Genomic DNA, 21,997 nt, shown 5'->3' with positions numbered 1-21,997 from the left:
AGGCTTCGCCGTTGGCCCGGATCCGTCCGGCGCCGTCGACGGCGCGAGCCATCCCCGGGGCCCCGCCACCGCCGAAGGACACGTGACCTGTGCCGCACCCCCGGCAACCCCTGCAATCGACTCCCGAGGCGCGGCAGCCGCTCCAGAGCCTGCGCCGTGGCGATCAGCTGTTCGAGACCGAGCGGCGGCTCAACGCGGTTCTGAACAATGCGTCGGTGTCCATCTTCCTGATGGATGACCGCCAGCATTGCATCTACATGAATCGCGCCGCCGAGCAGCTGACGGGCTGGACCCTGCAGGAGGTGCTGGCGCGCGCCTGCCCGCTGCACGACATCGTCCACCACACCTATCCGGACGGGCGGCCGTTCCCGCTGGAGGAATGCGCCATCGATCGCGCGTTCCCGGAGAACAACCAGGAGCGCGGCGAAGAGGTGTTCGTCCACAAGGACGGGCACTTCTTCCCCGTGGCGTTCACCGCCAGCCCGATCCGCGACGATGCCGCCAACATCATCGGGACGATCATCGAGGTTCGCGATATCAGCGCCGAGAAGGCGGCGGCCGAGCGGCAGCGCCTGCTGATCAATGAGTTGAACCACCGGGTGAAGAACACCCTCGCCACGGTCCAGGCGCTCGCAGGCCAGAGCTTCAAGGGGGCCGACGCCGCGCGCCTGGGCATCTTCAACGCCCGCATGGGGGCCCTGTCGAACGCCCACAACCTGCTCACCGAGGACAACTGGCAGAGCGCCAGCCTGCGGGGCGTCGTGGAGCGGGCCCTCGCGCCGCACCTGCAGACGACGGCCGACGGCCATCGGTTCCGGTTGGACGGGCCGGACGGGCGTTTGCATCCCAAGGTCGCCGTGACGCTGGCGATGGCCCTTCACGAGCTGATGACCAACGCGACGAAGTACGGCGCGCTCTCCAGCCCCGACGGGCAGGTCGGCGTGGCCTGGGCTCTGCAACCGGACAAGACCGGACTGCAGCGGCTGGAGATGGTCTGGGAGGAACGCGGCGGACCCAGGGTCGCGCCGCCGACGCGCAAGGGGTTCGGCTCACGCCTGATCGAGCGGCAATTGCCGATGGAGTTCGATGGGCAGGCCACCATCACCTACGAACCCGAGGGCGTCGTGTGCCGTCTGCACATTCCGCTGACAGCTCTTGGCTGGCACGGCCAGGAGACGGTCGAAACCGGGTCGGTGCGATGAGCGTGCTTGACGGTCGGCGGGTGCTCCTCGTCGAGGACGAAAGCTTGGTGGCCATGATGGCCGAGGACATGCTGATCGATCTCGGCTGCGATGTCGTCGTCGCCATGCGCCTCGATCAGGCGCTGGCCTACCTGGATTCCAGCGCCTTCGATCTGGCCATTCTCGACGTGAATCTCGGCGCTGCGCGCAGCTACCCCGTGGCCGACGCGCTGTTCGCGCTGGCCGTGCCGTTCGTGTTCGCGACCGGCTACGGCCTGGAGGGTCTCGAGCCGACCTATCGCGGCGTTCCCGTGCTGCAGAAGCCCTATCAGCACGTGCAAATGAAGCAGTTGCTGGAGCATCTGATCGCGTGCGGGGCGCCGAGCCGACAGGCTTCGTCGGGGGCCGTCGGGTTCCCGTGCGCGTGCCGATCGGGCGTGGGCGGCGCATTCCGTTCCCCGCGCCTCGGCTCCTGAACCGCAGGGTCCGGACAGCCTGCCGGATGTCCAGACAGCGTGCTCCGCCCGGTCCGCCTTCGCTCACGACGGCGTCCGGCCCGCGTGACGCGGGGAGGGGCCGCGGACCGGATGCTGCGGCGGAGGTGGAAGCGCGCGGCCGGGACGATCGTCACAGGTCGCAACCGCCCGGCCGCACCAGCCGTCCGTCCGTGACGCGCGTCGTGAACCCGCGCGCGTCGAAATACGTCAGCAGCGGCAGCGTCATGTTCCGGCTGATCCCGGTTGCCTCGCGGAAGCGGCCGACCGTGAGCAGTGCCTGCGGATGCGCGGCCGCGACCGTGCGCGCCCTGTCGGCCAATTCCGCAAGGACTGCCGGCAGGACGTAGTAATGTCCGGACACGCGCCGCAGCCAGCCGAGTCGACCGAACTTGTCGAGGGAGGGGCGCAGCGCCTCCGGCGCGCGGTCGACGCGCGCCGCGAGATCGGCCAGCCGGGGCTGATCGAGACCGGCCTCCTCCAGCACGGTCCGGACGACGTCGTAGAGGGCGGCCTCGCGCGGCGCGAGGCGGACGACGTGGTCGGGACGGTGGAAGTGGGGGCCGGTCCGGGCGATGTGCTGCCCCCCGAGCGACCGGTCGAGGGCCACGCGCAGGGCCGGGCGTTCCGCCGGGGCCAGGCGCTCGCCGATCTCCTCGACCGTCAGGCCCGGGTTGTCCGGTTCCGAGCGGTGCGTGGCGTCGAGGATCGCCGCGACCGACGCGCCGAGCGCGACGATCCGCGCGCCGGCGAAGCCCCGGCGGCCCCCCGCCTCCGTGACGAGGTCGAGCGTGCCCGAGAGGGCGCTCATCTCCGCTCTCGGGATGTTGCGGGTGCGGGCGAAGCGGTCGAGGTCGGCTCCCACCTCGCTGAGGTCGAGAAGAGCGGCGAGCGCGGCGCCGTGGTCCGTCGTGTCCAAGGCCGCGACCGCAGCGCGCCGGACCGGCGCCCAGGCGCCCCGGCGCGGCCCGTCGACGTCGATGACCCGGCCGCCGCCGAGCGTGCGGGCGGCGGATGCGTCCCGCAGCACGAAGCGGTCCCCGTGCAGCGCGCCGAGACTGCCGTCGAGGGCGATCTGCGCGTGTGCCGCCGCGCCGGGCTCGACCGTGGTCTCGGGTGGCAGCAGCACACGTCCGGTCAGGGAGGCCGCGCCGAGATGGATGTGGACGGGCGTGCGGTGCCGGAGCGGCCGCGCCTCGCCGGGGAGGACGCGCAGCGACACGTCGAGCCGGCTGGTGGGCCCGTGGAGGTGCGGCGCCAGGATCCAGTCGCCCCGATGGATGCCCGACCGCGACAACCGCGGACCGGTGAGATTGAGGGCACAGCGCTGACCGGCCCGCGCGACGTCACAGGGTTCGTCACCGGCACGCACGCCCCGCACCCGCGCCTCGAACCCGCTCGGACAGACGACAAGGTGATCTCCCGGCCGGACAGCGCCGGAGTGGATCGCTCCGGTGACGACGAGGCCGGCGCCGACGATGGTGAAGCAGCGGTCGACTGCGAGCCGGAAGTCTCCGGCAGCGACCGCATCGGACGGCATGGCCGCCGCCGCCCCCAGTTCCCGGGTCACCTCGGCGAGACCGGCGCCGCTCAAAGCCGAGCAGGCCAGAACGGGGGTTGGGACGGGCGTCGCGGCGAGACCGGTGTCGGCGAGCGCCGCGCGGACCTGCGCTTCAACCTCGGACAGGCGGCGCGCATCGACCCGGTCGCTCTTGGTGATGGCCACGAGGCTCCGGCGCAGGCCGAGCAGGTCGAGGATCGCGATGTGCTCGCGGGTCTGGGGCATCACGCCGTCGTCGGCCGCGACGACGATCAGGGCGAAGTCCACTCCCGTGGCGCCGGCCACCATGGTGCGCACCAGGCGCTCGTGGCCCGGCACGTCCACGAAGCCGACCGTGCTGGTGCCGAGACGCGTGTAGGCGAAGCCCAGATCGACGGTGATGCCGCGCGCCTTCTCCTCCGGCAGGCGGTCGGCGTCGATCCCGGTGAGCGCCTTCACCAGAGCGGTCTTGCCGTGGTCGATATGGCCGGCTGTGGCGACGATCACGCGAAGCGCATTCCGGTCGTTTTCGCTCTCACGGGGTTGGCGGCGCGGGGGATGCCCCGCGCCGCTTGCCGCCTCAACCCCTGATCCGGGTCTCGGCGAGTTCCGACATGCAGGTGTCGTAAGGTGTGAACGCGACCCGGTCCGACACGGCGAACAGCGTGTAGGGCGAATACAGGAACAGGGCCTTGGCCTTATCCTGCAGGTAGCGCTCGACCTCGCGCACCACGCCCTCCGTCTCGGCCTCCGACGTGTGCAGGAGCTTCTCGTAGAGGGCATCGAACGTCGGATCCTCCGGACCCTGGCGCAGGGTCGCGTCCTTTCCGAAGAACTCGCGGTGCACACAGGCCACCGGGTATTGCGGCGTCCAGTCGAAGTACCATTCGAGCTTGACGTCGAAATCCTCCGGCGGCTCCTCCTTGGCGCTGACGAAGCGGCAGCCGAGGCCGACCTTCGCGAGGCACTGGCTGATCGCCTGGATCACGCCCTTCCAGGCCGGCGAGGCGACGAACACGAGCTCCCGCCCGCCGATCCCCGCCGCCGCGAGCGCCCGCTTGGCGGCCTCGGGATCATGCGGGAAGGGCGCCAGCGTCGGGTCCGCGCCGTAGCGGCCGGGCTGGATGAAGGCCGGGATGATCGTGCCGTAGCCGTGCGCACCCTGTTCGAGCACGAACTGCCGGTCGATGGTGAGGTTGAGGGCTCTGCGCGCCTCCGGGTTGCGCCAGGGCGAGTTCGGACGGTTCTCGTTGAAGACGCCCGTAAGGATCGTCTTCGCCTTCTTCGTCTGGATCCTGCCATGTGCGCTCGCCGGAAAGGCCCTGGCCTCGTCCGGTGTCAGGTCGAACACCACGTCGACGCGGCCGTCACCGGCGGCCACCGACCTGATGCCCTCGTCCTTGCCGATCACGTTGTCGTAGACGATCCGGACCGTCGGCTTTCGATCGGGATTCCAGTAGGTCGCGTTGGGCTCCATGACCACGCGGTCGGAGCGCGAGTCGATCAGCGAGACGCCTTCGGTAAGCACGAACGGGCCAGTCCCCCACGGACCAGGCGCGTCGATCACTCACCAATGGCCTTCGGCCGATCCCGTCTTGGGGTCGATGAAGCCCCACTCGTTCCAGAAGCGGGTCGAAGGCAGATGCATGCCCCGCAGCTTCATGAGCGCCGCCGAATCGCCTCCGGGGAAGCGCATGCGGACGGTTCGGTCGTCCACCGCCTCGCAGGTGACGTCCCGGGCGAAGTTCAGGAAGGCGCCCGGCGGATGCGGGTTGGTCCATTCCTGGACCTTGTCGAAGCCGAGCTTGAACATGGCGGCGTTGAACGGCTCGCCGTCCTGATAGACGGCGGCGCGCATCTTCAGCTCGAGCGTCTCGCCGTCGAGCCAGCGCCAGGATTCCGCGAGGCTCGGCTGACCGAGGCCGTTATGGTCGACGCGATTGGCCTCCTCCATGGTATTCCACGTGATGGAGAGCCAGTTCACCGGCGACGGATCGACCACCGTCACCGTGTTGTGGGATCCCCAAGGCGGCCCGCCTCCTGGATCACCGGTCGCATGGGCTGTCATGCGCATTCCTCCTGTTCTGACCCGTGCATGGCGTGCAGGGCCGGCCGCCCTCACGGCGGCCGGATCAACAAGGTAGTGCGCAAGCGCCTTGTCCTCAATCGAGTTCGATGCATCCGCGCGCCCGGACATTGGTCCAAGGCCGGCGCGACGGAAACCTGATGGATCGGCCGCACGTCGGCCAAGCCGCAATCGTGCGTGGCTCGGCGCGCGGCTTGTCAGCGTCAGCGCTGGAGGCGGAGGACGTTCGTGGGCGAGGACATCGCGCGCTTCAGGACCTGCACGGGCGCCGGCCGACCGAGGTGATAGCCCTGCAGCAGATCGACATCCTGCTCGATGCAGATGTCGCGCTGCTTATCGTTCTCGATGCCCTCCACGATGATCGAGCATCCGGTGCTGCGCACCAGCTCGATGATGCTCCTGAAGATCTCGGCGCCTCGCGGGGTGATGGCAGCGTGAAGGAAGGATCGGTCGATCTTCACGAAGTCGAATTCGATCTCCCTGAGGCAGGACAATCCGGCGAAGCCGGTGCCGAAGTCGTCGAGCCACAGCTCGACGCCGAGGGCTCGGAGTTCCCGGATCGTCCGGAGGACCTCGGGCTCGTTCTCGATCTGGCTGCTCTCCGTGATCTCGATGGCGAGCCGCGACGGGGCTACGCCGACCTCGCCCAGGATCTGCGCGACCATCAGGGCGAAGCCCGGCGCCTTCAGCTGAATCGGCGAGACGTTGACGCTGACGAGCGGGACCACGTTTTCGGCGAGGAGGTCCCGGCACGCTGTCCGGATCGCCCAGAAGCCGAGCTTCCCGATGATGCCCATCCGCTCGGCCAGCGGGATGAAGACCGCGGGCGAGACCACCTTGCCCCCCGGGGTCGCCAGTCGCATCAGCGCCTCGGCGCCGACAATGGTGCCGGACACGGCCTCGATCACCGGCTGATAGACCAAGGACACCAGGTCGCGGCTCTGCGCGGTCCGGAGCAGGTCCGCGAGGCTCTCGTCGCTGTCCAGCCGGTCCGCTTCGTCCTGATCGAACACCCGGACGCAGTTGCGGTCGCTCCTCTTCGCTTCGTAGAGGGCGCGGTCGGCGCCGGTGATCAGGCTCTCGACCCGGGTACCCGGTATATCCTGCGAGAAGGCGGCCCCCACGCTGACGGTGACGACGCAGAACTGATCCGGCCGCTGCTCGTGCGCGATCTTCAGGTCCTCCACCGCGCGCCGGAGGTGCTCGGAAATTTGGCGCACCTGCTCGCGGTCGCGCGCCGGCGCGACGACGATGAACTCCTCGCCGCCGAACCGACCGACCATGTGACCGTCCGGGGCACTGACCTGCGCCATGGCCTCCGCCACCGCCACAAGGCACAGGTCGCCCTCCTGGTGCCCGTAGAAGTCGTTGTAGATTTTGAAATAATCGACATCGACGAGGATCACGGCGAAGCTGGTCTGCTGCATCTGCCAGTCCCGCCAATAGGCCCGCAGCTCCTCGTCCACGGCGCGGCGGTTCGCGAGCCCGGTCAGCGCGTCAGTCGTGGACAGGCGGAGCAGGGCCGCGCCGCGCTCGACCGCCTCGTTCTGCCGGATCTCCGCCCGCGCCGAGTTGATGAAGACCAGGTAGCGCTCCTGGTTGAGCCTCCAGTTGACGTAAAGGGTCAGCGTGTACATCGACAGGAACAGGGAGGAGTAGGCAACCACATATTCCAGGCTGACGTAGCGGTGCTGCAGCAGATCGACCTGTGAGACGAGCAGGATCGCGCCGGATGATACGGCCGCGACCGTGAAGCGGAACTTGAAGAACACGTTCTGGCCGGTCATGAAGATCACGCCGTAGGCGGCGTAATACGACATGTTGACCTGATGCACGCTCAGATCGGAGATCTGAAGCCATGCCACGTAGGCCAGCACCGTCGCGGACGCGCAATGCGCCTCAATGAGGAGGGACCGGGCGCCGCGCCTGAACAGGCCCTCCGTCCCCAGCACGAACAGCAAGGCGATGGCCAGCCGCGCGATGAGGTTGGGCACGAAGACGTCGCGGACGAGCACGAAGTCGGTCACCGCGAAGATGACGTAGACCAGCCCGGCGACATGCGCGGCGATGCGCGCGCTGCGGCGGCGCCAGCTCTCCCGATCGGCCTCGTAGAGCTGCCGCACCGTCGAGCCCGTGCGCGCGTACCACGGCCGGCTCAGCTCCTTGTCGAGCAATTCGCTAAGACCCGGCACCATCGTCGTTTCTATCCGTCCCTCGGCTGCAATCATCCTGTCCTGGACCGCAGAACCCCCCGGCCGAACCCGACTGAATGTAGAGTAACGTCAGCGGAATAATCGGACGTTGCGCTTCACACATTCTTTGCGGGCTATGGCTTCCGGATCATTGCCCGCGTAGCCGGGTCGCAAGCTTCGATTAAGTCGGGGCGTCGGAGACGGGCCGGTCGTCCGACAAGATCGATCAGGGACGACCCGGACTGTATTCTCACGAGATGTGTCCGGACCCAGGTCCTGCCTCCGGAGGCAGATCGGAAGCATGTCGCGGATCCGCCGGTCGAAAATTACTGATTGCATCCCGGCAAATGTCGGACTCGCCGGGTCTAAGCAGTTTTCCGCAATTCTACCTAGGCTGCCTCCGATCAGACGATCCGTATTGGCCGAACTAGAAATTTGAAGTCTTTAATTTCCTGACGATCGGTGTCGTTGTTAGGCGAAACATATCGTCGTTTCGATGGAATATAACATTCCTCTGCGCGTCGTGGTGCCAGAAATTTCTAAGGAATATCACGTTCGACCGTGCCAGATACGCGGGTCGATGTAGCTTGAGTGTTGGCATTGAGCTTCGAGAATTCTGGGGATTTTTCTACAAAATGGCTTCTTAACTGCCGATGTGCTTGTTAATAAATTGGTAGGGTTAACGCGTCGTGGACGCGGCCGAGGACCACATGGATCGGTTGAAGGCCATCTTGGCTGAAGCGCAGACGCGACTTGCCGTCGATCCCAGCACGCGGACCGTGGACTGGCTCGCGCTGGAACTGGGCGCGACCTTCGACGAGGCCGTCGTCGAGGGGCAGTTGCCGGATTTCCAGAAGCTCTGCCGCTCGCACCCCTTGGCCGAGACGTTCCTGCTCGATCCCTACGCCCGGCGCGCCTTCGAGAAGCCGCGCGGCTATGCCGGCGACGCGGTCATGCTGGATTACATCTACCGGCCCGACCAATCGTCCCTCGACGGCCTCGCCGGGATCCTTCACGCGGCGACGACGACCCTGCCCAACGCGAAGAGCATCCTGTGGCGTCAGGATTACCTGGCGACGCTCATCGAGAACAGCATGCGCCGGTGCGACAATCCGGAGATCCTGTCGGTGGCATCGGGCCATATGCGCGAGCTTGATCGGCTGCGCGCCTTGACCAACCAGACGAACGCATCGTTCACTGCGCTCGACACCGACGCGGCCTCCCTCTCCGAGGTGAAATCCGCCTATCCCGAATACAACATCGCGACTTGCGTGGGGAATTGCCTTTCTTTGCCGCGCCTGAAGCGTATTCGAAGCCAGTACGACCTCATATACTCCGCAGGATTGTTCGATTACCTGCAGGACGCGACCGCCATCAAGATCATCGCCGCGATGGTGAAGCGGCTGAAGCCCGGCGGCATCGTGTCGATCGGCAATTTCTCGCGCGACAGCCACGGCCGCGGCTTCATGGCCGGCTTCCTCGATTGGTGCCTGATCTACCGCGACGAGAACGATCTTCGAGCGCTCGCAGATGCCGCGTGCCCGAAGGCGCCGATCCGCATCTTCCGCGATCAGCCCGGCAACGTGGTCTATCTGGAGGTTTTCGCCGAGCGATGACCGGCGGACAGGTCCGGTCGCGTTCGAGCCAGCTGACCGCCCCGCGAGCGCGGCGGTCAGGTGTAGTAATCCGGCCGATCGATATCCGAGAGGAGGTCTCTCTCCCGCGGTTGCCAGTCGAGCGCGGCGCGCGTCCGCGCGGCTGAGACCGGCCCGTTGCCGGCCACCCACATCGACAAGCCGCCGAACTGCGCCTCCGCCGCCTCTGGCGTGAGAGACACCGCCCGAACGCCGACCTGCCGGCCGATCGCCTCGGCAATCAACCGATAGGGCACGCCGTCGTCCGCGACCGCATGGTAGGCCTCGCCCCGCGCGCCGCGTTCGAGGGCGAGGCGGAAAACGCGTGCTGCGTCCAGACGATGCACGGATGGCCACAGGTTCTGCCCGTCGCCGACATAGGCGGAACAGCCCGTCGCGCGCGCCACGGCCGCAAGCATCGGGATGAACCCGTGCCGCTCCCCGAGCCCGTGTACGGAGCGCGGCAGACGGACGACGGAGGCGCGCAAGTCGCGTTCGGCAAGCGCGAAGGTGGTCTGCTCCGTCGCGCGGGGAAAGGCGGCGTCGACCGGCGGCCGCGCGTCCTCCAGGAAGATCTCCCCGCGGGGCAGAAGCAGGAAACCGCTGACCGAAACGATGGGCCGGTCCGTACCCGCGAAGGTTTCCCCGAAGGTCTCGATCGCCCGACGATCGGCCTCGGCCATCGTGTCGATCTGCGCGAGGTCGAGGCCGAAGGCTAGGTGGATGACGCCGTCGGCCGTTTCGGCCCCCGCCCGGAGCACGGCCAGATCCTCGATTGCGCCAATCAGCGGTCTGCCGCCCGAAGCAGCGTAAGCCTCGGCCTTCTCCTGCGAGCGCACGAGACCGATGACGGAATGGCCCGCCGCCAGCAAGTCTCGGGTGACGGCCGAGCCGACCCAGCCATTCGCTCCTGTCAGAAACACGCGCATGCTAGGTCCTCGTCGTGGCCGACGGCGCACCCTCCGGGTGCCCGCGTCAGTCACTGACATAGCCGATGTGTCAGTGACTGACAACAGGAGTGCAGGGTCGTGGATCGCTCGGATGATGATGTACGGGCCCGTCTCCGGCGGGCGGCCATGGATCTCTTCACGGAGCGCGGGTACGAGCGGACCACGGCCGCCGAGATCGCCGCCCGCGTCGGCGTGACGGAGCGGACCTTCTTCCGGTATTTTCCTGACAAGCGGGAGGTGCTGTTCGACGGCGAGGCCGTGTTGCGGACTGCCCTGACGGCCGCCATCGCCAAGGCCCCCGTTGCGCTTGGGCCCCTGGCGGCGCTGTTCTGGTCATTCCGGTCGATCGAACCGCTGCTTGAGGGCAACCGGCCCTATTCCAAGCCGCGGCATGAGATCATCGCTCGCACGCCCGCCCTCTACGAGCGCGAGCTGGCCAAGACGGCCGCGTTGACGGCCGCGCTCGCCGAGGCGCTGCGGGAGCGCGGCGTCGCGGAACTGCGGGCGGCGCTGGCGGCCCGGATAGGTATGGCGGCCTTCGTGCACGCGGTCATCTGCTGGCTCGACGATCCGGCGCCGACCCTCACCGAACGCCTTGAGCGCACTTTCACGGAGGCGATCGCACTACTGGCGGAGGCCGAGAGCTGAGCCGCGGCTCCAGGTTCGGCGTATCGGCAGGACGTCGGAAGCGCCGGTCAGCCCTTGGCCGGCTCGCAGTTCGGCCTTCCGACGAACCGGCGATCGGGCGGGGTGGCGAGATCGCGTCGGCGTCAGGAGGCTGCCCGCAGGGTGATCCGCGTCAGTTCGGACGGGCGCCCGAGCCGGAGGGCGAAGCCGGGCCAGAGCCCGGTGCCGTTGCTGACGTAGAGCAGCATGCTTCCGACTTGGTATGCACCCGAGACGAAGCCGGCGTTGCCGCGCGCCACCAAACGGTCCAAGCCGCGGATCATGCCGCCGTGGGTATGGCCGGAAAGCTGCAGCGCCACGCCGCGGGCCGCAGCCCACGCGGCGTTGGCCGGCTGATGATCCAGCAGCACGATCCGCGCCTCCGCAGGGGCACGCGACAGGGCGGCATCGAGGTCGGGTCCCGGGTGTCCCGTGGCGGGCGCCGACCGGTCGGTGACGCCGGCCAGCACCAATGCGGAGTCGTCGCGCCTCAGGACCGTGTGGGCATTGGCCAGAACGCGGATTCCCAAACCCTCGAGGTGGCGCATCCAGGCGTCGTGATCGAAGAAATATTCGTGGTTGCCGGGCACAGCCCAGATACCATCGCGCGCGCGGAGGGTCCGCAACGGCTCGACGTCGTTGCGCCGGGCTTCCAGCGAGCCGTCGATGAAGTCGCCCGTCACGACGATCAGGTCGACCTTCAGGTCGTTGGCGCGCGCCACGACGGCCCGCGCCCAGGCCGCGGGAAACAAGCGGCTGATGTGCAGGTCCGTGAGGTGGAGGATCGTGTAGCCGTCGAAGCCGGGAGGGAGGTCCGCCATCGCGACGGGCACGTCTTTCAACGGCGGCACGCGCATGGCCTGCCGCACGGCGACGGTCGCGAGGCACGCGGCCGCCAGAACGACCGCGAGGCGCCAAGCGGACGGGATCGCCCAACCGCCTCCGGGAATCGCCAGGGAGATCAGGACTGCGAAATCGAGGGCGAGCTGCATGGCCGCCGCAAAGACAATCGCACCGAACGCGCCATTGAACAGGATCACGACCGGTCGCGGGAACTCAGGCGCGAAGACCGATCCTGAAGAGAGGCGGCTCCAGAGATGGTATTGCGACGCGACCAGCAGCAGGGCGGCCATGCCGAGCTTGAGCGCGGGCGGCCACGGCAGGGGCCACACCACCCGCGCGATGACGTAGAGGGCGGGCACGCTGGGGATCAGGCGGATCATGGGCGGCTACATGGACCGGGCCATGACCGAAAGGCAAAGCTTGCGGCTCGGTTGCCCGGCATGCCGGCGATTAGCCAACCTCTCGAAATGCTCGATCTCGGCTCGTTCCGACACCATGGCGAAGGAGACGGGACGCGTTCTCCAGCCGTATCAGGCGCGGGCTAGGGCGGCGTTGAATTCCGCATCCGGCAGATGCGCGCCCCCCGTGGTCCAGACTACGTGGGTGGCAGACGCGCCGTCTGGCGGCGTCGCCTCCGTGAGAAACCTGGCGAGGGCGGCGAAGCCGGAGGCCGCCGACGGCTCAAGCCGCATGCCCGCGCCGGTCCAGAGCGCCTTCAGCCAGACGAAGAGGTCCGCATCGGGCACGGTCACAACCGCGTCGATGAGACCGCCGACGGTCCGGGCGACCAGCATGGAGGCGCTCGCGACGGCGAGGCCATCAGCCGCCGTCCGATTGTCGAGCCCGGCTTCATAGACGCTGACCGGACGGTCGAGGCCGGCCGCGAGCTGCACGAGCATGCAGGGCGAGGCCACGGGTTCCACGAAGACCGGCCGCACCGCGTCGCCGAAGATCAGCGCGAGGCCGAAGCTCACGCCCCCTGGCGCGCCGCCGACGCCGCAGGGGAGATAGACGTAGAGCGGGTGTGCCGCGTCGACGGCGATCCCGGCCGAAGCGAGCTGGCGCTGCAAGTCGAGCGCCGCCGCGGCGTAGCCGAGGAACAGGTCGACGGAATCCTCGTCGTCGACGAAATGGGCGTCGTCGCGATCCCGGAAGGCGTCGCGCGCCGCGGCCACGGCGAGCCCGTAATCCCCCGGATGCTCGACGACGCGCGCCCCGAGTTGGCGGAGTCGCTCCTTCTTCCAGGCCTTGGCGTCGTGAGACATGTGCACCTCGACTTGGAAGCCGAGGGCGCGGCCCATCACGCCGACGCTGAAGCCCAGATTGCCGGTGCTGCCGACCGCGACTGTATGCTGGGCGAAGAGATCGCGGAACGCGCCCGACGCGAACGCCGCGTAGGACAGGCCCGGCCGCAGGAGCCCCGCCGCTGCGGCCAGCGTCTCGGCATAGGTCAGGACCTCGTAGACGCCGCCCCGCGCCTTGATGCAGCCGGTGACCGGCAGATCGTGGTCGGCCTTGACCCAGACCGAACCGGCCCCGCCCCCGAGTAGGGTCCGGGCGAGATCTGGCCCGATGGGCAACAGGGACGAGTCGATCCGCCCGTCCTCCGTACCGTCGAACAGTCGTGCCAGGAGCGGATCGAAGCGTCGCCAGCGTGCCTCCGCACCGCGCATGTCGGCCTCCGAGAACGCCGAGGCGGCCAGCACGGACGCGGCGTCCCGCCGGTGCGGATTGCGCCAGACGACCGGTTCGGCCTGTCGCACGGGTCCGGGGATGACGCCGTTGCCAAGGGTTTCGGGTGGCAGGGCTGTGACGTCCATGGCATCCTCGTAGGCGGTTGTCGGTGGCGCGTGCTCGGTCCTTCCTACGCCCGCTCGGCCGGTCGGTCAGTCCCATCGCGACGGTCCTGCCGCGGATCGCTCGCCTCCGCGTTCCGCGAGCGCCGGTACCGGGCTCAGCGGCTATCCCGCCCGCCGCGGTGCACGACCAGCGGGCCGAAGGCCTGCGTCACCTGCATGAGCTCGATGACGTTGATGTTCACGCGGGCGGGCCGGGTGGCGGCCGAGTATACCGTGTCGGCGACGTCCTCGGGCGTGAGCGCGTCGGCGCCGTGGCAGACGCCCGCCGCCCGGGCGTCGTCGTCGCGGAAACGCACGCTGGAGAACGCGGTGCCACCGACGAGGCCCGGGTCGATCTCGGTGACGCGCGCCCGCCTGCCCATGAAATTGGCGCGCGAGTTGAGGGAGAACTGCCGGACGAACGCCTTCGTGGCCCCGTAGACGTTGCCGCCGGGATAGGGGTAGCTCGCCGCCGTCGATCCGACGTTGACGACGTGGCAGGCGTTGCGCGCGACCATCCGCGGCAGCACCGCGTGGGTCACGTAGATCGAGCCCAAGATGTTGGTGTCGACCATCGCCTCCCAGCCGTCGAGGTCGGCCGCCTGCGCGGGTTCGAGCCCGACTGCAAGGCCGGCATTGTTGACGAGCACGTCGATGGCGGCGAAAGCCGCGGGGAGGGCGGACGTCGCGTCCTCGACCGGCCGCCTGTCCCGGACGTCGAGTCCGAGGGCGTGAATCGTGTGGGGCCCCAGCTCATCGAACAGCGTTTGGAGCCGCTCGCGGCGGCGTTCGGCGGTCGCAACTGGGTCGCTGGCCTGCGCGAAGCGGCGCGCGATCGCGAGGCCGAAACCCGACGTCGCGCCGGTAACGAAGATGCTCCCGCCGATCTCCTGCGTGCGCCCCGGATGTCCCACGGTGCGCCCGTAGACCGTCAGGCTGCGTCGTCCTTGACGTAGGACGCAAGGCCATTGCCGAAGGACCACTCGTCGCGGGCGTTCGGCGAGAGGACGATCAGGACATCCTCAGGGCGTAGGCCAGGGTTCGCCACGAGGTTATCGGTGATTGCCCGGTAGAGCGCCTTCTTCTGCGACGTGTCCCGCCAGTTCCCGGCGATGATGTTGATGATCGCGATGTCGTCGGTGCGGTGCAGCCCGAGATACTCGGCATCGTAGATCAGCTCGTCTCGAGCGTGCTGGTGGATGAGCTGGAAGCGATCGTCGGCCGGTGCGCTGTAGGCCTCCATCAGGCCGCGATGGACCCCATCGGAGATGGCGCGGATGTGCTCGGGCGACTTGCCCTTGATCAGCGAGATGCGGACGAGGGGCATGAAACTTCTCCTCTGACGTGCAAACCCCACCGCAGCGGGCTTGACGGACCCTTTTTATGGCACGAGCATCGTTCTGAAAATTTGAAACTCTCGAAGTCTTTCATCTGTCAGATCGAACGATGGCGACCCGCACCAACCTCGACATGGACGTGCTCCGGACCTTCGTCACGGGGTTCGAGCTTGGTAGCTTCGCGCGAGCGGCCGAGCGACTGGGTCGTTCGCAATCCGCCGTCAGCACGCAGCTCCGGAAGCTGGAGGAGCAGGTCGGCCAGCCTCTGGTGCAGAAGGCGGGGCGCGGCCTCGCCCTAACGGCGGCTGGCGAGAGCATGCTGGGTTACGCGAAGAGGCTGCTGGATCTCAACGATGAGGCAGTCGACCGTCTGCGCGGCACGGAACTGGAGGGCTGGGCGCGCCTCGGCCTTGCACAGGATTTTGCCGAGAGCTGGCTCCCGGCGGTGCTCAAGCGGTTCTCCCGGGCCTATCCGCGGGTGCGCATCGAGGTCCAGGTCGGTCTCGGCGCGCAGCTGGTCGAGAAAACGCTGAAGGGCGATCTCGACATCGCGCTGGTCTGGGGTGACGGCGGCGATGCGCCCCACGCGCAACGGGTCGCCGAATTGCCGATCCACTGGATCGGCCAGCCCGACTGGCCAGGCCTCGCGAGCCTCGGCAACGAGCCCTTGCCGTTCGCGGCCTTCGCGCCGCCATGCACGTTCCGATCCGCGGCGGTGACCGCCCTGGACGACGGCGGCCTGCCCTGGCGACTGGTCTTCACGAGCCCCAGCCTCTCGGGTCTCTGGGCCGCCGCCGAGGGCGGGCTTGGCATCACCGCGCGGACGATGGTCAGCCTGCCGAAGACGCTGAGCGTGCTCGATCCGGTCGCGACCGGGCTTCCAGCCCTTCCGAATGCTCCGCTGACCCTTCATCAAGCCGAAGCCGAACTGTCGCCGGCCGTCGCCCGGCTCACGGACATTCTTCTTGAGACGATCCGGGAGCATGTCGCGTGACATGATTGGCGGCGACCCCATTCTCGCCGCCGGGGCATAGTTCGGTTATTCGGAAGTTTTCATCCCGATTTTTCAAATTTACCGAACTTCGGGCCATCTGTAGCAGCTTCTCTCGGAGTGCCGCCGTCGCGGTAGCGAACCGTAGGAGAGGCGAACATGCCCTTCATCAACGTCAAGGTGGCAGGCCGGACGCTTGCGAAGAGCCAAGTCGAGCGGCTTCAGGCGGGCATCACATCCCAGATGTCCCTAATCCTCCATAAGGTGGGTCCTCTGGTCGGCGTGCTGGTGGAGGCGGTGCCGCTTGCGGGATGGAGCGTCGGCGGCCACCCGGTCGCATGTGCCGCGCAGGTGGATGCGATCATCAGTGCGGAGACAAACACGGCCGAGGAGAAAGCGCGGTTCATCGCCGAGACGAACCAGCTCCTGAAGGATGTTCTCGGGACCGCCCTTGCCGAAGTGTCCTATGTGGTGATCCACGAGGTCCCGAAGGACAGTTGGGGCTACGACGGTCGAACTCAGGCTGACCGGGCGCAACGTCGCCCCTCCACCGCATCCTGACGTCCTAGAGCTTCGCGACGGCCTCGAAGCGACCTTCTGGACGGCACTGCTATCCGCAGAAGCCTACTACGAGGGCCGCATCCCAGTCGGTTCAGAATGAGAAGCCTTGACGGGATCATCCGATGTGTCGACCGTAATCGAGGCCGCGTACTCCGGTTTCCTGGGACGGATACGCGGCGTGCTGTCTGATTCGCCTGACACACAAATAGTATTGCGTGCCCCGAGCTATCAATTGCGTCGGTTGCCCGCGTGTGCTTCTCATTTTGTCAGTGCTTCATACACCGCATCCCAGCCGGGGCCGGGCGGTCGAAGGCGGAATTCTGCGATACGGTCGGCGTAGAGAGTGTAGAGCGTATCGAGGGCGAAGGCGCGCCCGGCGGTGCGGGCTGCCTCCATCGCCTGCTCAGCCGCGTTCCAATCCTGGGCGCGGTACCCGGCGAGCAGCGTCGTATGCGCTTCGACCAGCGCGCGAAACGGTTCCGTGCGGCGCAGGTCGGAGTCGCCGATGAGCGCGAAGACGCGTTCTGGCTCTTGCTTGCCCTTCACGCGAACGAGGTCGATTTCGAGGATCGCCAAGCTGTCGACGACCGCCAGCGCAGTGCGGGTCCCCAGCAGGATGCGGGTGCCGTAGATCTTCGATTGCCCCTCGAGCCGGGAGGCGAGATTCACCGCGTCGCCGAGCACCGAATAGTCGAAGCGCAGATTCGACCCCATGTTTCCGACCACGCAGGGTCCGGTGTTGATGCCGATGCCGATGTCGATGGGCAGGACGGGATGGCGGCCGGATTTCGCCTCCAGAGCGCGCCGCTCGTTCAGCTCGGCCATGCGGCGTTCCATCTCGAGCGCCGCGAAGCAGGCATTGCGCTCCTGCTCGGCATCGTCGAGCGGGGCATTCCAGAATGCCATGATGGCATCGCCCATGTACTTGTCGATGGTGCCCCGCGTCTCGATGATCGCGTCCGTCAGGGGCGAGAGGAAGCGGTTCATCAGCTCCGTGAGCCCGGCTGGATCATCCCGGTAGAATTCGGCGATAGTCGTGAAGCTGCGCACGTCGCTGAACATCACGGTCATCATCCGCTGCTCGCCCCCCAGGCGCAGCCGATCGGGCGAGCGGGCCAGTTCGTCCACGAGGGCCGGTGAGAGATACTGGCTGAAGGCCGCCCGGATACGGTCGCGGGCGAACTGTTCCCGCGCGAAGTTGGTGAAGACCAGGACAGCGTAGACTAGGAAGCTTCCGCCGAGCGGGTACGTCGCATCGAACAGTACCCCGGTATAGGCGAAGCGGTACCATGACAGGGCAGCGAGGATCGCCGCGATCACCGCGCCGACGTTGAGGAGCGCGACCGGACCAAGGATCGGCGCAAGCCAGATCATCGCGGCGCTCACGAGGACCATGACGAGAAGTTCGACTGTGAGCGCGTAGTTCGGCACCGCGAGCAGGCCGCCCGACAGCGCGCTTTCCAGGAGCTGCGCGTGGATCTCGACGCCGGGTATCGCGCGGTCGAGGGGGGTCGTCTTGCTATCGAGGAGCCCGATCGCGGAGGTGCCTACGAGGATGATGCGGTCCCGCACCCGCTCGGGGTCGACGGTCCCGTCGAGAACGTCTTTCGCCGGGACGAAGCGTGCGGGGTCGTGCGCCGCGAAGTGGAGCCAGACCTGCCCGTGCGCGTCCGTCGGCAGCGTGAAGCCGGGAACGCGGACGCTCTGAAGCCCGACAGCGTCGGTGCGTATCAGAATGGCGTTGCCACCCGCCAGCACGCGCAGGACCTCCAGGGTAAGCGTCGGGACGATCGTGTCGCGCACGCGCAGCACCACCGGGACACGGCGGACGATCCCGTCCCGCTCGGGCACGATCGTGAACAGCCCACGCCCAGCCGCAGCCTGCTCCAGGACGGAAAGGTTGTGCTGAAGGCCTGGGAATGCGGTCAGGAATGGCGCGGCATCCGGGCCGAGCACGGCGATGCTGGACGGGACAGCGGTGGCGGCCTCCGGCGTCGGCGTGCCGAGCGCCGTCTGTCCGAGGATGACCCGTGACCGGGCGATCGCCTCAGCCAAGCGCTCGTCGTTGCCCGGCAGAGCTGCGAGGCGGGTTCGCAGAAGCGGGTCGAGATCGGGCAGGCTCGTCGCCACCGCGGCGGGCGAGGTCCGGTCCGGCTCGGAGAAGACAATGTCGAAGGCGATGGCCGCCGCACCCATCGCTGTCAGGCGGTCCACCAGGCGCGCGATCACCGTGCGCGGCCACGGCCACTGCCCGAGCGCCCGCAAGCTCGCCTCGTCGATGTCCACGATGGTAACCGGAGCCTCGGCCACGGAGCGCGGCTTCAGCGTCTGTAGCGCGTCGAATGTGCGCAGGCGCGCAGTCTCCACAGGGAAGGGATCCCAGATGCGCACGAGAACGAGGACCGCCAGCACCAGGACGCCCAGCGCGCGGCCGAAGCCGACGGCACGCGCCATCCCGACGAACCGTCGTCGCAGGACCGTTCCCGTTAGTCCACCGAGCCTCGGGGAGGTCGCCGCCATGTACAACTGTCCCTGCGCCAATTCCGCAGCTCGATGACACAACACCGTTTTCGCGGCTTGCGCGACCGCCGTGCAGCCTCAAGGCAGCTCACGCGCGCAGCCTGCGGAAGCACACACCCTCAATTGGCATAGCTGTTGTCGCGCTAGCAAGCGAGATATATACAGTTCTCGATAATTGCCGGACGGAAATCGGCAATCATCACTAAGTCGGCGCAATCTTGGTGTACCCATGATTCGATTTGCGAGCCTATTACAGCAGGCAACGATTGCGCAGCATTGGCCGAAAATAACTCATCGAGCTGGTCTCCGCGCGGAACAGAAGCAGCGATAGAAATTTGGAGATCTGGGGGATTGATCGAAGATATTCGTTTCGTCAGCAGCCGGGTGCGTCGGCGCCGCGCGGTCGCGGAGTGCCCGCACCGTACTGCGGCAGGGCGCTTGACGCTGGGATGCCAAGCGTGCCCTCCTGTTCGCAACAATAATCTATTTGGGAGGACGGTCCGTCATGGCGTTGATCAGACGCTGCATGCTCACAGCTGCGATCAGCCTCGCTGCCATGGTCGGCACAGCGTCTGCCGAGCCGATCCGCGTCAAGGTCGGCGTCCTCAACGACATGTCGGGCGTCTACGCGGATACCGGCGGCAAAGGCTCCGTCGTCGCGGCGCGGATGGCGGTTGAGGATTTCGCCAAGTCAAACCCGGATGTGCGGGTCGAGATTGTCGCGGCCGACCACCAGAACAAGCCCGATGTCGGCGCTGCCGTTGCCCGTCAGTGGTACGATCGCGACGGCGTCGACGCCATCCTCGATGTTCCGACCTCTTCGGTCGCGCTGGCGGTAAGCCAAGTCACGCGCGAGAAGAACAAGATCTTCATCGACTCCGGCGCCGGGACGACGGAACTGACCGGCAAGCAATGTTCGCCGAACACGATCCAGTGGACTTACGACACCTACGCCCTGGCCCACGGTACGGCGGGCGCCATGCTGAAGCGTGGCGGCGACACGTGGTACTTCCTCACCGCCGACTACGCCTTCGGACTCTCGCTGCAGAACGAGGCCACAGCCGTCATCGACAAAGGTGGCGGCCGGGTCCTGGGGGCCGCCCGCGTGCCGTTCCCGGCTACCGATTTCTCCTCGTTCTTGCTGCAGGCGCAGGCTTCGGGGGCGAAGGTCGTCGGCTTGGCCAATGCAGGCGGCGACACGATCAACGCGGTCAAGCAGGCGCACGAGTTCGGTCTGACGGATGGGGGTCAGAAGCTCGCCGCTCTGCTGATCTACGCCGTCGATGTCCACGCGATCGGCCTGCAGACCGCACAGGGACTGGTGCTCACGGAATCATTCTACTGGGATCTCAATCCCGGGACCCGCGCCTTCTCCGAGCGCTTCTACAAGCGCAATGGCGACAGCATGCCGACCATGAACCAAGCGGGCGTGTATGCCGGGCTCCTGCACTACCTGAAGGCGGTGTCGGCCACGAAGTCAACCGACCCTCAGGCGACGATGGCCTGGATGAAGGCCAACCCGACGGATGACCCGCTGTTCGGCCAGGGCACGATCCGGCCGGACGGGCGCAAGATCCACCCGATGTACCTCTTCGAGGTCAAGGCGCCGTCCGAGTCGAAGGGTCCTTGGGACCTCTACAAGCTTCTCGACACCATACCGGCCGACCAAGCCTTCCGCCCCCTGGCCGAGGGTGGCTGCCCCTTCGTCGGCAAGCCTTGAGAACAGGGTTAACCGGGATGATGCGCACGCTTGACGGGCAGATCGCATGGGTGACGGGGGCCGGGTCCGGCATCGGGCAGGCCGCCGCCCTGGCGCTGGCAAAGGCCGGGATGCGTGTCGCGCTCACGGGCCGGGCGCGGGAGTCTTTGGAGCGCACCGCGGACCTCGTCGGTGCGGCGGGCGGCCAAGCCCTGGTCGCGCCCGCCGACATGGGCGTCGCCGCCGAGGTGGAGCGAGCCTGGAACGTGGTTCACGCGGCCTGGGGGCGCTGCGATCTGCTGGTGAACTCAGCGGGTCTGAACGTGCCTCAGCGGGGCTGGAGCGAGATCACGCCGGCAGGCATCGACGCCGTGGTCGGGGTTAACCTCAATGGGCCCTTCTACGCATCGCGGGCGGTGCTGCCGACGATGCGCGCCCAGCGGAGCGGCCTGATCATCCATATTTCTTCGTGGGCCGGCCGCTACGTCTCCAAGCTGACGGGGCCCGCCTATTCCGCGGCCAAGCACGGGCTGGTGGCGCTCTCGGAGAGCCTGAACCAGGAGGAATGCGGGCACGGCATCCGATCCTGCTGCATTTGCCCCGGTGAGGTCGCGACGCCTCTCCTTGACAAACGGCCGGTGCCCGTCACGGCGGATGACAAGGGCCGAATGCTGCAGGCGGACGATCTCGCGGACACGATTTTATTCGTCGCCCGCATGCCGACGACCGTGTGTGTCAACGAGATTCTGATCAGTCCCACCTGGAACCGCGGCTATCTTGAAGGCATCAAGCTCTGAGATCCAAGTAGAGCATCGCATCTCCGCGCGAAGCTCATATCCCGCTCCCAGTCCACCACGCGTCACGCCTCCGCGGCCCCCTCCCTGTAGCTGACGATGCAGGCGATCTTGCCGTCGTCGTCCATCTCGATCGTCACGGCCAGAGCATCGCCGTCCGTATCCTCGAGAACCAGGCAGATGGTGTTGAGGCCCTCGAACAGGCCGACGATGCTGAACATTGGCAAGGCGCCAGGAAACGCCGCCAGTTCCGCTTCGAACGCCGCCTTGGTCGTCAGCCGGAAGACCGAGGTCGAGCCTGGCATCTTGGGGCGCCCGGCCTCCAGCCGCACGGTGTCGGCTAGCTGCGCGACCACGTAGGCACGGTCCGAGCGGTTCCACGCCTCGACGAGCGCTTCGCCTCGGGCCGATCCATGCTGAATATGCGCTTGACCGTGCGACATGGTCTTAACCGCACAAGCTCGATGCATCTGAAATAGGAGCGCTTGTCGCCCGATCGAGGTGCGTACGCAGTATTGCGGCAGTTGGAGTGGGGGCCACTCCTGCGGCGCGAAGCGTGTCGATCCTCAAGTCCGCGCCTGAGGGTGCGGTGAGGGTGTTTCGACCTCAAACTCGGACGGGGCCGGACTAAAGCGCCTCATCCATCGCCAGCCCGCATGTCTGCAGGTTAG

The 21,997-nt window shown here is 67.4% G+C and carries 17 protein-coding genes and 1 pseudogene; 8 read left to right on the top strand and 10 right to left on the bottom strand.

The features are described from left to right. Nucleotides 1–89: 89 nt before the first annotated feature. Nucleotides 90–1,202: a sensor histidine kinase gene (locus tag MMSR116_RS11805; RefSeq protein ID WP_010682951.1), complete on the top strand. Its 1,113-nt coding sequence runs from the start codon at nt 90–92 to the stop codon at nt 1,200–1,202. Beyond that, nucleotides 1,199–1,657 carry a response regulator gene (locus MMSR116_RS11800; protein WP_051072126.1) on the top strand — a complete coding sequence of 153 codons (459 nt, stop codon included), beginning with the start codon at nt 1,199–1,201 and terminating at the stop codon, nt 1,655–1,657. The genes MMSR116_RS11805 and MMSR116_RS11800 overlap by 4 nt, the downstream gene beginning before the upstream one ends. Before the next feature lie 151 nt (nt 1,658–1,808). Here the strand turns inward: MMSR116_RS11800 and selB are convergent, their stop codons facing one another. The 3 genes and pseudogenes from selB to MMSR116_RS11780 all read right to left on the bottom strand — a co-directional run bounded on the left by selB (nt 1,809) and on the right by MMSR116_RS11780 (nt 7,496). Continuing rightward, nucleotides 1,809–3,722, bottom strand: coding sequence for a selenocysteine-specific translation elongation factor (gene selB, locus MMSR116_RS11795; protein ID WP_010682953.1), 1,914 nt, complete (start codon nt 3,720–3,722; stop codon nt 1,809–1,811). A gap of 73 nt (nt 3,723–3,795) precedes the next feature. Next, a pseudogene (locus MMSR116_RS11790) lies at nt 3,796–5,169 on the bottom strand (ABC transporter substrate-binding protein). A 335-nt stretch (nt 5,170–5,504) separates the two neighbouring features. Continuing rightward, entirely contained in the window at nt 5,505–7,496 is a 1,992-nt protein-coding gene (locus MMSR116_RS11780; protein WP_010682956.1) for a putative bifunctional diguanylate cyclase/phosphodiesterase, read from the bottom strand. Between the two features lie 707 nt (nt 7,497–8,203). On the opposite strand from MMSR116_RS11780, the gene MMSR116_RS11775 reads away from it, so the two are divergent. Then, on the top strand, nt 8,204–9,109 hold the full coding sequence (locus MMSR116_RS11775; protein WP_158168864.1) for a class I SAM-dependent methyltransferase: 906 nt from the start codon (nt 8,204–8,206) through the stop codon (nt 9,107–9,109). A 56-nt stretch (nt 9,110–9,165) separates the two neighbouring features. Here the strand turns inward: MMSR116_RS11775 and MMSR116_RS11770 are convergent, their stop codons facing one another. Then, nucleotides 9,166–10,056 carry an SDR family oxidoreductase gene (locus tag MMSR116_RS11770; RefSeq protein ID WP_010682958.1) on the bottom strand — a complete coding sequence of 297 codons (891 nt, stop codon included), beginning with the start codon at nt 10,054–10,056 and terminating at the stop codon, nt 9,166–9,168. A 147-nt stretch (nt 10,057–10,203) separates the two neighbouring features. On the opposite strand from MMSR116_RS11770, the gene MMSR116_RS11765 reads away from it, so the two are divergent. Next, complete coding sequence (locus MMSR116_RS11765) at nt 10,204–10,725, top strand: TetR family transcriptional regulator (RefSeq protein ID WP_106428217.1); 522 nt, start codon at nt 10,204–10,206, stop codon at nt 10,723–10,725. 122 nt (nt 10,726–10,847) lie between these two features. On the opposite strand, the gene MMSR116_RS11760 is transcribed toward MMSR116_RS11765, so the two are convergent. The 4 genes from MMSR116_RS11760 to MMSR116_RS11745 all read right to left on the bottom strand — a co-directional run bounded on the left by MMSR116_RS11760 (nt 10,848) and on the right by MMSR116_RS11745 (nt 14,751). Further along, nucleotides 10,848–11,966, bottom strand: a complete 1,119-nt coding sequence (locus tag MMSR116_RS11760; protein WP_010682960.1) for a metallophosphoesterase — start codon at nt 11,964–11,966, stop codon at nt 10,848–10,850. A 150-nt stretch (nt 11,967–12,116) separates the two neighbouring features. Further along, nucleotides 12,117–13,406: a D-serine ammonia-lyase gene (locus MMSR116_RS11755; protein ID WP_010682961.1), complete on the bottom strand. Its 1,290-nt coding sequence runs from the start codon at nt 13,404–13,406 to the stop codon at nt 12,117–12,119. Between the two features lie 134 nt (nt 13,407–13,540). Beyond that, nucleotides 13,541–14,338, bottom strand: coding sequence for an SDR family NAD(P)-dependent oxidoreductase (locus tag MMSR116_RS11750; RefSeq protein WP_010682962.1), 798 nt, complete (start codon nt 14,336–14,338; stop codon nt 13,541–13,543). 17 nt (nt 14,339–14,355) lie between these two features. Beyond that, complete coding sequence (locus MMSR116_RS11745; protein WP_010682963.1) at nt 14,356–14,751, bottom strand: tautomerase family protein; 396 nt, start codon at nt 14,749–14,751, stop codon at nt 14,356–14,358. Nucleotides 14,752–14,870: 119 nt separating this feature from the next. Between MMSR116_RS11745 and MMSR116_RS11740 the strand changes: the two genes are divergently transcribed. After that, on the top strand, nt 14,871–15,755 hold the full coding sequence (locus MMSR116_RS11740) for a LysR substrate-binding domain-containing protein (RefSeq protein ID WP_010682964.1): 885 nt from the start codon (nt 14,871–14,873) through the stop codon (nt 15,753–15,755). Nucleotides 15,756–15,911: 156 nt separating this feature from the next. Further along, a complete protein-coding gene (locus MMSR116_RS11735) occupies nt 15,912–16,313 on the top strand; it encodes a tautomerase family protein (protein ID WP_010682965.1) in 402 nt (133 codons plus the stop codon). Between the two features lie 258 nt (nt 16,314–16,571). Here the strand turns inward: MMSR116_RS11735 and MMSR116_RS11730 are convergent, their stop codons facing one another. After that, entirely contained in the window at nt 16,572–18,767 is a 2,196-nt protein-coding gene (locus tag MMSR116_RS11730; RefSeq protein ID WP_244625644.1) for a CHASE2 domain-containing protein, read from the bottom strand. A gap of 571 nt (nt 18,768–19,338) precedes the next feature. Here MMSR116_RS11730 and MMSR116_RS11725 point away from each other — a divergent pair. Together MMSR116_RS11725 and MMSR116_RS11720 are read left to right on the top strand one after the other, a co-directional pair. Next, the gene (locus MMSR116_RS11725; RefSeq protein WP_010682967.1) at nt 19,339–20,553 is read left to right on the top strand and encodes an ABC transporter substrate-binding protein; all 1,215 of its coding nucleotides are present in this window, start codon (nt 19,339–19,341) and stop codon (nt 20,551–20,553) included. Nucleotides 20,554–20,570: 17 nt separating this feature from the next. Beyond that, the gene (locus tag MMSR116_RS11720) at nt 20,571–21,329 is read left to right on the top strand and encodes an SDR family oxidoreductase (protein ID WP_010682968.1); all 759 of its coding nucleotides are present in this window, start codon (nt 20,571–20,573) and stop codon (nt 21,327–21,329) included. 62 nt (nt 21,330–21,391) lie between these two features. Here MMSR116_RS11720 and MMSR116_RS11715 read toward each other — a convergent pair whose 3' ends face one another. Further along, nucleotides 21,392–21,769, bottom strand: a complete 378-nt coding sequence (locus MMSR116_RS11715; protein WP_010682969.1) for a hypothetical protein — start codon at nt 21,767–21,769, stop codon at nt 21,392–21,394. Nucleotides 21,770–21,997: the final 228 nt, after the last annotated feature.

This window comes from Methylobacterium mesophilicum SR1.6/6 (assembly GCF_000364445.2).
Taxonomy (GTDB): domain Bacteria; phylum Pseudomonadota; class Alphaproteobacteria; order Rhizobiales; family Beijerinckiaceae; genus Methylobacterium; species Methylobacterium mesophilicum_A.
The sequence above is the reverse complement of the archived record's forward strand: the minus strand, read 5'-3'. Positions and strand labels throughout refer to the sequence as shown.